The 12239-nt window shown below is 60.3% G+C and carries 8 protein-coding genes; 3 read left to right on the forward strand and 5 right to left on the reverse strand.

From position 1 onward, the window contains the following. The first annotated feature begins 71 nt into the window (after nt 1-71). Both secA and VFN25_RS03385 read left to right on the forward strand, forming a co-directional pair. Nucleotides 72-2804: a preprotein translocase subunit SecA gene (gene secA, locus VFN25_RS03380; protein ID WP_325138813.1), complete on the forward strand. Its 2733-nt coding sequence runs from the start codon at nt 72-74 to the stop codon at nt 2802-2804. A 78-nt stretch (nt 2805-2882) separates the two neighbouring features. Then, on the forward strand, nt 2883-3854 hold the full coding sequence (locus VFN25_RS03385) for a Nudix family hydrolase (RefSeq protein ID WP_325138815.1): 972 nt from the start codon (nt 2883-2885) through the stop codon (nt 3852-3854). Here VFN25_RS03385 and coaE read toward each other — a convergent pair. From coaE to ettA, 3 genes are all read right to left on the reverse strand, one after another. Then, entirely contained in the window at nt 3851-4450 is a 600-nt protein-coding gene (gene coaE / locus VFN25_RS03390) for a dephospho-CoA kinase (protein ID WP_325138817.1), read from the reverse strand. The two genes, VFN25_RS03385 and coaE, sit on opposite strands and share 4 nt — an antisense overlap. Before the next feature lie 9 nt (nt 4451-4459). Beyond that, entirely contained in the window at nt 4460-5287 is an 828-nt protein-coding gene (gene pyrF / locus VFN25_RS03395; RefSeq protein WP_325138819.1) for an orotidine-5'-phosphate decarboxylase, read from the reverse strand. A 154-nt stretch (nt 5288-5441) separates the two neighbouring features. Continuing rightward, nucleotides 5442-7103 carry an energy-dependent translational throttle protein EttA gene (gene ettA, locus VFN25_RS03400; protein WP_325138822.1) on the reverse strand — a complete coding sequence of 554 codons (1662 nt, stop codon included), beginning with the start codon at nt 7101-7103 and terminating at the stop codon, nt 5442-5444. Nucleotides 7104-7394: 291 nt separating this feature from the next. Here ettA and VFN25_RS03405 point away from each other — a divergent pair, with 291 nt between their 5' ends. Continuing rightward, entirely contained in the window at nt 7395-8741 is a 1347-nt protein-coding gene (locus tag VFN25_RS03405; RefSeq protein WP_325138824.1) for a Gfo/Idh/MocA family protein, read from the forward strand. Nucleotides 8742-8844: 103 nt separating this feature from the next. Here the strand turns inward: VFN25_RS03405 and VFN25_RS03410 are convergent, their stop codons facing one another. Then, entirely contained in the window at nt 8845-11691 is a 2847-nt protein-coding gene (locus tag VFN25_RS03410; RefSeq protein ID WP_325138826.1) for a valine--tRNA ligase, read from the reverse strand. A 123-nt stretch (nt 11692-11814) separates the two neighbouring features. Further along, on the reverse strand, nt 11815-12237 hold the full coding sequence (locus VFN25_RS03415) for a DNA polymerase III subunit chi (RefSeq protein ID WP_325138828.1): 423 nt from the start codon (nt 12235-12237) through the stop codon (nt 11815-11817). Nucleotides 12238-12239: the final 2 nt, after the last annotated feature.

Here is a 12239-nt window from a genome sequence, read left to right on the forward strand (position 1 = left end):
CGGCGGCCTTCGCTTTTCTGCCGTACCCGTATTTTGCGGAAATTGCGGCCCTATCCGGATATCCGAGACCGATGTTTGAACGTGTCCTGACGAGCATTTTTGGCAGTCGAAACGAGCGCATCCTGCGCACGCTGAACAAGACGGTGGTGAAGATCAACGCGCTGGAGCCGCGCTTTAAGGCGCTCGATGATGCTGCCCTGCGCGGCATGACCGATGAATTGCGCAAACGCGTCAGTGAAGGTGAATCACTCGATTCGGTGTTGATTGAAGCATTCGCCGTCGTTCGAGAAGCGGCGCGTCGCGTGATCGGCCTGCGCCATTACGACGAGCAGATGATTGGTGGCATGGTCCTGCACATGGGCCGGATCGCCGAAATGCGCACCGGTGAGGGCAAGACCCTGGTTGGCACCCTGCCGGTCTATCTCAATGCTCTGTCCGGGAAAGGTGTGCATGTGGTCACCGTCAATGACTACCTGGCCCGGCGTGACTCGGCGTGGATGGGTCGCATTTACAACTTCCTCGGCATGACGGTCGGTGTTGTCTATCCGGGCATGGATCATGCGGACAAGCGCAGCGCCTACGAGGCAGACATCACCTACGGCACCAACAACGAATTCGGCTTCGACTATCTGCGCGACAACATGGCGCAGGCGAAGGAGCAGCGCTATCAGCGCAAACTGAACTACGCCATCGTTGATGAGGTCGACTCGATCCTGATCGATGAAGCGCGTACACCGCTGATCATATCCGGTCCGACCGACGAGTCACCGCAACTCTACGTCAAGATCAACCGCCTCGTACCCAAGCTCATTCGCCAGGAAACCGAGGAAGGCGAGGGCGACTATTGGGTCGATGAAAAGCAGAAGCAGGTGCATCTGTCGGAAGCCGGCATGGAGCATGCCGAGGATCTGCTGCGCGCTGACGACATCATTGGCGAGGGTGAAAGTCTTTACGACACCAAGCATCTCGCGGTTGTCCATCATTTGAACGCAGGCTTGCGCGCGCATGCGCTGTATCAGCGTGATGTCGACTACATTGTCCGCGATGGCGAAGTCACCATCGTCGATGAATTCACCGGCCGCACCCTGGCCGGTCGGCGCTGGTCCGATGGCCTGCACCAGGCTGTCGAGGCCAAGGAAGGCGTGCCAATTCAGCGCGAAAACCAGACCCTCGGTTCAATCACTTTTCAGAATTATTTCCGCCTCTACGACAAGCTCGCCGGCATGACCGGAACCGCTGACACCGAGGCGTTCGAGTTCCAGTCGATCTACGGCCTCGAAGTGGTCATCATTCCCACCCATCGTCCGATGATCCGTCGTGACGAGCCGGATATGGTCTACCTGAAAGCCAAGAACAAGCACGCTGCGATCGTCGATGACATCAAGGATTGCTACGAACGTGGCCAACCGGTGCTGGTTGGTACGACCTCGATCGAAACCTCGGAATATCTGGGTAGTCTGCTCAAGAAGGAAGGCGTGCCGCATGAGGTTCTCAACGCCAAACAGCACGAGCGAGAAGCGATCATTGTTGCCCAGGCCGGTCGCCCCGGTTCGGTAACCATCGCCACCAACATGGCCGGACGCGGAACCGACATCGTGCTTGGCGGCAACCTCGAGGCCGAACTCGAGGCCCTGCCCGAAGATACCAGTGAAGCGGAACGCGAGCAGGTCAAGATCGAGTGGAAGAAGCGCCAGGCCAAAGTCATGGAGGCAGGTGGCTTGCGCATCATCGGTACGGAGCGCCACGAGTCCCGCCGTATCGACAATCAGTTGCGCGGCCGTTCCGGACGTCAGGGCGATCCGGGTTCCAGCACGTTCTACCTGTCACTGGAAGACAACCTGCTGCGAATCTTCATGGGCGAGCGGGTGGCTGGCCTCATGCGCATGTTTGGCATGAAAGAAGAGGATGCGATCCAGGATCGCATGGTCACCAAGCAGATCATGAATGCGCAACGCAAGGTCGAATCGCAAAACTTCGACTTTCGCAAGAACGTGCTCGAGTTCGATGACGTTGCCAACGATCAGCGCAAGGTTATCTATGAGCAGCGCAACGAACTGCTCGAAAGCGAAGGCGTTGGCGAGACCGTAGCGGATATCCGCGAAGATGTATTCGCTGAACTGGTGCGTCGCTATGTGCCGGCCAATTCAATCGATGACCAATGGAATATCCCGGGACTGGAAAAAGAGCTCGAGTCCGAGTTCGGACTGAAGCTTGATCTTGCTGGATGGCTGGACGAAGTGGATGAAGCCAGCGCAGATGATGTGCTGGCTCGGGTTGAAGATGCTTCGGCCAGGCTGTTCCGCGAAAAGGAGGCATTGCTCGGCGAAGAAACCATGCGCTCGCTGGAGAAGCACGTCATGCTGTCCGTCGTCGACAACTGCTGGAAAGAACACCTGACCAGCATGGATTACCTGCGTCAGGGAATCTATCTGCGTGGTTATGCGCAACAGCAGCCGAAGCAGGAGTTCAAGCGTGAATCCTTCCTTCTGTTCGAGCAGATGCTCGAGCGTATCAAGCACGAACTGATCCAGTTGCTCGCGCGCGTACGTATCCGCAGCGAAGAAGAGGTTCAGGCGCTGGAAGCTCAGCAGCGCGCGCAGTCCGAGGCACAGGCAAAGACCATGCAGTTTCAGCATGCCAGGCCGCCCGGCTACGCGGACGACGAGGCATTGGCTCCGGTTGCGAATCAGGCGCCTTCGTCTTCCGCGCCGATCATGCGCGATGCACCTAAGGTTGGTCGCAATGACCCGTGTCCTTGTGGATCAGGCAAGAAATACAAGCATTGCCACGGCAGTTTGAGCTGAGCAGTTGTTGCAGGCGACGAAGCTGCAACGCCGGTCGACGTTTGAAATTTCGCGTTCGCACTGAAGCTCTTGTCTCGAATGACTGATACCAACTCCAATAGGCAGGCGCGCACGCATGTTGTTGCTGGCGTGCTGCGTGACTCGTCTGGTCAGGTGCTTCTCGCACAACGGCCCACCGGGAAGGAGTGGGCCGGCTACTGGGAATTTCCGGGCGGCAAGGTTGATTCAACTGAAGGCGCTGCCCATGCATTGGTACGGGAGCTCCACGAAGAACTTGGGATCATCGCCCAGGTTGGCCGCGGTTTGATCAGCGTCCCATACGCTGACATCGTGCTGGATGTGCATGAGATCGCTTCCTGGCGCGGACGCATGCAGGCGCGTGAGGGTCAGTCGCTGGCTTGGGTGCGTCCGGCGAACATCGATGTGCAACTGCTTCCTCCGGCCGATCGACCCGTGCTCAACGCACTTCGCTTGCCCGATCGCTACCTGATCACGCCCATTCCAGCCAGCAAGGATGATCCGCAATTCCTGGCCGCGCTCGAGAACGCGTTGCGCTCTGGCGTACGCCTGGTCCAGCTACGTTTGCCGGGCTGGTCCCGGGATGCCGTGGCGCCGCTGGCGCGGGCGGTTCGCGATTGTTGCCGCGCCCATGACGCCCAATTGTTGTTGCATGCGGATTGGCAACTGGCGGAGTTGCTCGGCCTTGACGGTGTGCATCTTCCCGCGCGCATCGCACTTGGTTTGAGGGACCGCCCGATCAGGTCAGAGCGCTGGTTGGCGGTTTCCTGCCACAACGCCGAGGAGATTGCGCACGCCGCGGCGATTGGTGCGGACTTCATCACCGTGTCGCCGATCGAGCCGACTCCGAGTCACGCAGGTTCCGCGGCGATTGGCTGGCAGCGGGCAGCGGCGCTGATTGCCGACGCACCCTTGCCAGTCTATGTGCTCGGTGGCATGGGCCCGATTGACATCGGAACCGCGCAACGGGGTGGTGCGCAGGGCATCGCTGCAATCCGCGCGCTGTGGCCGGAGCATCAGAGCAACCGCTAGGCTGCTTTGGCAAGCCCGAGATACTGCTGATGCAGCGGTTCGACGAGTGCGTCAATTGCATCGAGTGGACCACTGTTGTCGAGCACATCGTCGGCGATGGCGAGGCGTTGCTCTCGAGTGGCCTGCGCGGCGAGCATCGATTCGGCCAGCTCGCGGGTGATCCCGTCTCGCGCGACAAGTCGAGTGACCTGCATGTCGCGCGGCACATCGATCACGAGTACCCGATTGACCCAGTCATAGTCACCGGATTCGACAAGCAAGGGAATGGCCAGGATGACGTATGCGCTGCGAGCCAGCAGGGCACGTTCGCGCAGGGTCTGGCGCACTCGCGGATGGATGATCGCCTCCAGCCGACGTCTTGCATCCGCATCAGCAAACACGCGCTCGCGCATGGCTTTGCGATCGAGTTCGCCGTCGACACCAATCACGCCCATGCCAAACGTATCAACAATGTCTGCAAGGCCCGGCGTACCTGCAGCGATGACTTCCCTTGCGACCTGATCGGCATCGACGATGTCGATGCCGCGCGCAGCAAAGCGGCGCTCGACGGCCGATTTTCCCGAAGCGATCCCGCCGGTCAGTGCGACGACGTACATGTCAGGCGCTCAGCCGGGCAACGACTGGCGGTGTCGATTGATCTCATCGCGCAGGACCAGCGTGGCCGCGCGAGCCGCGTTGGCGAAATCGTCATCGTTGCCGGCGTAGAGGATGGCTCGTGAGGAGCTGACCAGCAGACCCGTACCATCACTGGTTTGGCCGCTGCGCACCACCGCTTCCACGTCGCCGCCCTGGGCACCGATGCCCGGAACCAGCAAGGGCAGGTCGCCGACGATCGCGCGCACCTCGGCCAGTTGCTGCGGATAGGTCGCGCCGGTCACCAGCAGGCAGTTGCCGTTCGTGTTCCATTCGTCGGCAACCATTGCGGCGACGTGCTGGTAGAGCGGTCGGCCAGCGACATCGAGATCCTGCAGGTCGCCGGATCCGGCGTTCGAGGTTCGACACAGAATGACGACACCCTTGTCGGCGCGATCAAGAAACGGTTGTACCGAATCACGGCCCAGATACGGATTGACGGTCACCGCATCGGCCCCGTGGCGATCAAACGCTTCGCTGACATAGTGCTGTGCGGTCGAGCCGATATCGCCACGCTTGGCATCAAGAATCACCGGTACGCCCGGTTGATGTGTATGGATATGCGCGATCAGGCGCTGCAGTGCATCTTCGGCCCCAATCGCGGCGAAATGCGCGATCTGCGGTTTGAAGCAGCAAACCAGATCGGCCGTCGCATCGACGATGTCGCGACAGAAATGAAAGACCGCATCCTCATCTTCGGCAAACCGCGGCGGAAACCGCGAGGGCTCGGGATCAAGACCAACGCAGACCAGCGAATTGTTGTGCTGCCAGGCGTGGCGCAGTGAATCGATGAAGGTCATTGGCGCGACTCCGTCGCTGTGGAGCGGGAGTGGGGAGTGGGGAGTAGGGAGTGGGAAAGCAGAAGAGCGCGGTGCATTCTCAACGACCGCCGCACGTCTGCTTGTTGCTTTGCTCTGCCCATTTCCTACTCCCCATTCCCCCCTCGCTTTTCTCTCAAACCAATTTCTTGTAACGCAGACGATGCGGCGTCGCGGCTTCATCGCCGAGACGGCGCTTCTTGTCTTCCTCGTATTCGCGGTAGTTGCCGGCGAAGAACTCGACATGCGAGTCGCCTTCGAAGGCGAGGATATGCGTGGCGATGCGATCGAGGAACCAGCGATCATGCGAGATCACGAAGACGTTGCCGGGGAATTCGAGCAAGGCATCCTCGAGCGCACGCAAGGTTTCGATATCAAGATCGTTCGAGGGTTCATCGAGCAGCAGCACGTTGCCACCCTGGAGCAGGGTCTTGGCCAGATGCAGGCGGCCGCGTTCACCGCCGGAGAGCGTGCCGACCATCTTCTGCTGGTCCTGGCCCTTGAAGTTGAAGCGGCCGAGGTAGGCGCGCGACTGGATCTCGATGCCGTTGATATTGAGGATGTCGGCGCCGCCGGAAATCTCCTGGAATACGTTGTGATCACCTTCGAGCTTGTCGCGGCTCTGGTCGACATAGGCGAGCTTGACCGTTTGCCCACGCGTGATCTCGCCCTTGTCCGGCGTTTCCATGCCCATGATCATCTTGAACAGGGTCGACTTGCCGGCGCCATTCGGGCCGATGATGCCGATGATCGCGCCATGCGGCACGACAAAGTTCAGATCATCAATCAGCAGGCGATCGCCAAATGACTTGCTGACATTCTTGAATTCCATGATCGACGAGCCGAGACGCTCGCCGGGTGGAATGAAGATCTCGTTGGTCTCGTTGCGGCGCTGGTAATCGACAGCCTGCAGCTCTTCAATGCGCGACAGACGCGCCTTGCCCTTGCTGCGGCCACCCTTGGCATTGCTGCGCGCCCATTCGAGTTCGCGCTGGATCGCCTTCTGCCGGGCCTTCTCCTGGTTTTCCTCCTGCTTGAGGCGTTCACCCTTCTGTTCAAGCCACGAAGAGTAATTGCCTTTCCACGGAATTCCACGGCCGCGATCGAGCTCAAGAATCCATTCCGCGACGTTGTCTAGAAAGTAGCGATCATGGGTGACGGCGACGACCGTGCCGGGGAAATCGGCGAGGAAGTTCTCCAGCCAGGCCACCGACTCGGCGTCGAGATGGTTGGTCGGCTCATCGAGCAGGAGCATGTCCGGCTTTGACAGCAGCAGCCGGCACAGTGCGACGCGGCGCTTCTCGCCACCAGAGAGCTTGCCGACATTGGCATCCCACGGTGGCAGGCGCAGCGCATCGGCGGCGACTTCAAGCTGGCGCTCGAGCGCGTGCGCATCGGTTACCGCCAGCAGGCTTTCGAGACGCTGCTGTTCGGCGGCGAGCTTGTCGAAATCGGCGCCTTCCTCGGCATAGGCCGCATACACTTCATCAAGGCGCTGTTGCGCGTTGATGATCTCGGCGACGCCTTCTTCGACGACTTCACGTACGGTCTTGTCGGGGTCGAGATTCGGCTCCTGTTCCAGAAAGCCGATCTTGGTATCCGGCTGGGCGCGCGCCTCACCCTGAAAATCAGTATCGACGCCGGCCATGATGCGCAGCACGGTCGACTTGCCGGCACCATTGAGGCCGAGCAGGCCAATCTTGGCGCCGGGAAAGAACGACAGCGAGATATCCTTGATGATCTGGCGTTTTGGCGGAACGATCTTGCTGACGCCATTCATCGTGTAGATGTATTGCATTCCAACTCCGTATAGAGGCATGCCGACTCGGCCAATCAGGCCAAGGCAGTCGGTCAGGGCAAAGTGGGTTGTGGATTATCGCCGATCCGGGACCGGGGCGTCATGTCTTTGACGCAGTTGTGGGGCGACTGGCGTCGGTTGGTTCAGGATGCGCCATTCGGCGTGGCCGCAAGATTCGCTCACTTGCGCCTGCAGAACGGCCCAATGTCGTGGCCGCGTCGTTGCGCGCATGTGCTGCTGCTCATGAAGTATCCTCGATCCGAAACCGCCTGGCCGCATCGGAGAGCAAGCATGCAACGTCGTGATTTTCTCAAAGCTTCACTGGCCGTCAGCGCGTTGTCGCTGAGCCCGGATTTCGTCTTCGGAAAGTCAGCTGGCGGTCTGCGCGTCGGTATCATCGGCACAGGCATGCGCGGCAAGGTGCTGCTCGGGGAACTGCTCAAGCAGGAAGGTGTGGAGATCGCCGCGCTTTGCGACGTTGATGGATTCGCTCTCAAGGGTGCTACCGACATTCTCTCCGCCGCCGGCAGACCCAAAGCGAGAATCTTCAGCGACAACAATGATGCCTGGCGCGAAATGCTGGAAAAGGCCCGCCTCGACGCGGTGATCATCGCAACGCCCTGGGAGTGGCATGCGCCAATGGCGATTGCCGCGATGCAGGCGCGGGTTGCCGTGGGTTGTGAAGTGGTTGCCGGCGTTACGCTGGAAGACCACTGGCAGGTGTTGCGTACCCAGCAGCGTACCGGGACCCCGTACATGTTGCTCGAAAACGTATGTTTTCGACGTGATGTGCTGGCCACGCTGAACATGGTCAGGCAGGGCGTCTTCGGCGAACTCATGCATCTTGAAGGCGGCTACGAGCACGATCTGCGCGAGGTCAAGCTCAACTCGGGCGTGCCCGGCAAACCCTATGGCGGCGGTGTCGAGTTTGGCGACAAGGGCTGGTCGGAAGCGCGCTGGCGCACACCGCATTCGGTGGCTCGCAACGGCGAGCTGTATCCGAGTCACGGTGCCGGTCCTTGTGCGATGTGGGCCAACATCAATCGCGGCAATCGCTTTCTGCGCCTGACCAGCTATGCGAGCAAGTCACGTGGACTGCACAACCATATCGTTGCCGGCGGTGGTGCCGATCACCCGAACGCCAGGGTGAAGTTCCGCCTCGGCGATGTCGTCACCACACAACTTGCCTGCGAGAACGGCGAAACCGTCCTGCTCACCCATGACACCTCGTTGCCGCGACCGTATTCACTCGGCTTTCGCGTGCAGGGCACCAGGGGTTTGTGGATGGACGTCAATCAATCGATCTATATCGAAGGCAAAAGCGAGACACCGCACAAGTGGGAGCCAGCCCAGCCCTGGCTCGATCGATACGATCATCCGCTGTGGAAAAAATTTGGCGCCGCGGCTGCCGGTGGAGGTCACGGCGGCATGGATTTCTTTGTTGTCCGTGCATTCGTCGAGGCGTTGAAGGCTTCGGCACCGATGCCGATCAACATTTACGATGCCGTCACCTGGAGCGCGATCACGCCACTGTCGGAGCAATCGATCGGCCTCGGCAATCGCACCGTCGAATTTCCCGATTTCACTGCCGGCGACTGGAAAACAAGGAAGCCGATTTTTGCTCTCGATGCGAGCTGAGCTTTTTGTAGGAGCTCCCTTCAGGGGCGATGCGATTGTTCCAGGAACGATAGAAGCATCGCCCCTGAAGGGAACTCCTACGGGATCGTCGAAGACCGTCCGATCAAAGGCGATCGAGTTGTTCGCGCAGCCCGGCCTGGGTCGCGCTGAAATCGGCAAGGCGTTGACGCTCCTGGTCGACCACGGCGGCGGGTGCATTGGCGACAAAGGTCGCGTTGCCGAGCTTGCCGTTGCACTTGGCGATCTCGCCGTCGATGCGCTTGATCTCCTTGCTCAGGCGCGCCTTCTCGGCATCCACGTCGATCAGTCCGGCCAGCGGAATCAGTACGCGCAGATCGCCGACGATGGCCGAGGCTGACGCGGGTTCATCGTCGCCATCGCTCAACCAGCGTTGGGATTCGGTGCGGGCGAGGAAGGCGATCTGGCTGGCGAAGCGCTCGATACGGCCATGATCGGCAGCGCCGCCCCTGGCGAACAGCAACGGGATCTGTTTTGCCGGTGAAATGTTCATCTCGCTGCGGATACGGCGGATCTCGCCGAGCACCGACTTCAGCCATTCGATATCGGCAACCGAACTTGCGTCGATGCCGACGCTGAATTCGTCACTGCGCGGATACGGCCGTGCTGAAATCGAGTCACCGGAAATGCCGAGCCTTGGCGCCACGTTCTGCCAGATCTCCTCGGTGATGAACGGGGTGATTGGATGCAGGGCACGCAGGATCGCTTCGAGCACGCGCAGCAGGGTGTGCCGGGTCGAGGCAATGGCTTCGGCATCGTCACCGTGCAGTGCGGGCTTGCTCAGTTCGAGAAACCAGTCGCAGTAGTCATTCCAGACAAACTCGTAAAGCGCCTGCGCAACCAGATCGAATCGATAAGTCGCAAACTGCGTTTCAACTTCTATCAGCGTTTTATCGAGTCGCGAAAGAATCCAGTGCTCGGCGGCAGTGGCCGGCGCTTTGCCCACTCCCCATTCCCCACTCCCCACTGCCTCCTCATCAACATTCATGAGGACGAATCGGGCCGCATTCCACAGCTTGTTGCAGAAATTCTTGTAACCCTCGGCACGCTTGAGATCGAAGTTGATCGTTCGCCCATAGGTGGCCAGCGCGGCAAAGGTGAAGCGCATCGCGTCGGTGCCGACCGCGGTGATGCCGTCCGGATAGTCCTTGCGGATGCGCTTCTCGACTTTTTCACGAACCTGCGGAATCAGCAGCGAGGCGGTCGACTTTTTCACCAGTGATTCGAGATCGATGCCGTCGATCAGATCGAGCGGGTCGATCGTGTTGCCTTTCGACTTCGACATCTTCTGGCCTTCGGCATCACGCACGATGGCATTGATGTAGACCTCGCGGAACGGCACCTTGCCGGTGAAATACTGGGTCGCCATGATCATGCGCGCGACCCAGAAAAAGATGATGTCGAAGCCGGTGACGAGCACGGCACTCGGAATAAAGACCTGATCCTTCGACCAGTCGGCGATGTTCTCGCCGTTCTCGGTCACCGGGCCGGGCCCCGGCCAACCCATGGTCGAGAATGGCCACAATGCCGAGGAGAACCAGGTATCGAGGACGTCCTCGTCCTGACGCAATGCGCCGACGGGTTTGATTGAGGAGTGAGCGAGAGCATCGGCTTCGTCCTCGCCGACGAAGATGTTGCCGGCTTCGTCGTACCAGGCCGGAATCTGGTGGCCCCACCAGAGCTGGCGACTGACGCACCAGTCCTGGATGTTTTCCAGCCACTGGTTGTAGGTGGTCGTCCAGTTCTCCGGGACGAAGCGGATCTCGCCATCGCGCACGGCAGCCAGCGCCGGTTCGGTGATGGCCTTGCGCCCGCCGGGGCCGGGTTGGCCATCGACGCGTGTGTCGCTGGTCAGATCGAGAAACCACTGGTCGGTCAGCATCGGTTCGATGACGGCATCGGTGCGCTGGCTGATCGGCACCTGCAGCTTGTGCTTCTTGGTTTCGACGAGCAGGCCGAGTGCGTCGAGATCGGCGAGGATTTTCTTGCGCGCGACAAAGCGATCGAGACCGCGATAGGCCTCGGGCGCCTCATCGACGATCTTCGCATCCAGAGTCAGGATGACAATCGGCGCGAGCTTGTGGCGCGCGCCAATCTGCGCATCGTTGAAATCATGCGCCGGGGTGATCTTGACGCAGCCGGTGCCGAATTCGCGCTCGACGTACGTATCGGCAATGACCGGAATTTCGCGATCGGTCAGCGGCAGCTTCAGCGTCTTGCCGATCAGCGCCTGGTAGCGTTCGTCTTCCGGATGCACGGCCACGGCGACGTCGCCGAGCATGGTTTCCGGGCGCGTCGTCGCAACGACCAGACCTTCGCCGCCATCGCTGGCCGGGTAGCGGATCGACCATAGCGAGCCGTCCTTTTCCTCGCTGTTGACCTCAAGGTCGGAGACTGCCGTCATCAGCACCGGGTCCCAGTTGACCAGACGACGACCGCGGTAAAGCAAGCCATCGCGATACCACTGCACGAACACGCGGCGCACGGCGGCGGACAGGCCTGCGTCCATGGTGAAGCGTTCGCGTGACCAGTCGACCGAGGTGCCGATACGACGCATCTGGTTGCTGATGGTCGAGCCGGATTCGTGTTTCCACTCCCAGACCCGTTCGATGAACTTTTCACGGCCAAGATCGTGGCGTGTCTTGCCTTCGGCGGCGAGCTGGTTTTCGACTATCTTTTGCGTGGCGATGCCGGCGTGATCGCTGCCGCCCTGCCACAGCGTGCGCGAACCGCGCATGCGCTGGTAGCGGCACAGCGCGTCCATGACCGTCTGCTGGAAGGCATGACCCATGTGCAGGGTGCCGGTTACATTCGGCGGCGGCAGCAGGATGCAATACGGGTCGCCATCGCCATGTGGCTTGAACGCGCCAGCAGCTTCCCACTTGGCGTACCACTTTGGTTCAATCTGGCCGGGTTCGAAACTCTTGTCCATGGTCGGGATTCGGGATTTTAGAATGGGGAGTAGGGAGTGGGGAGTAGGGAGTGGAAACGGCAGAATTCTTCGAGTGCGGGGGCTTTTTCCATTCCCCATTCTCCATTCCCGATTCCTCGCCCCTTACATGTCGTGCTTGTTCAATTCAAAGCCGCGTTTCTTGTATTCCTTCCAGCGTCGGCGTGAGCCATCACGTTCGGCCGGATCGGCGGCGACCACTTCGAGAATTCGCTCGTGATTGCCGTATGTGCAGCCGTCGCGCAGGTTGATTGCCAGCGGCCGATCATCGGCATCGATACCCGGCGGCACGATCAATATTGCCGTGATCGCGTCATCGTCGTCGCCGGCGATCTGATGCGGGATGAAGGCGTCATCAGAAAAATTCCACAAACGCTCATCGATTTCCTCGGCTTGATCCTGCGAGCGCGCGAGGATGACCGTCGGCTGTTCGCTGGCGAAGGCCTTTCTCGCCAGTTCGCAGACCAGCAGCAGCGGTTCCTCGCGGAACCTCGGCTTGTCGATCAGGTAGAAGTCGGCGCGTGGCATGG

This window comes from Dokdonella sp. (assembly GCF_035703485.1).
GTDB lineage: Bacteria > Pseudomonadota > Gammaproteobacteria > Xanthomonadales > Rhodanobacteraceae > Dokdonella.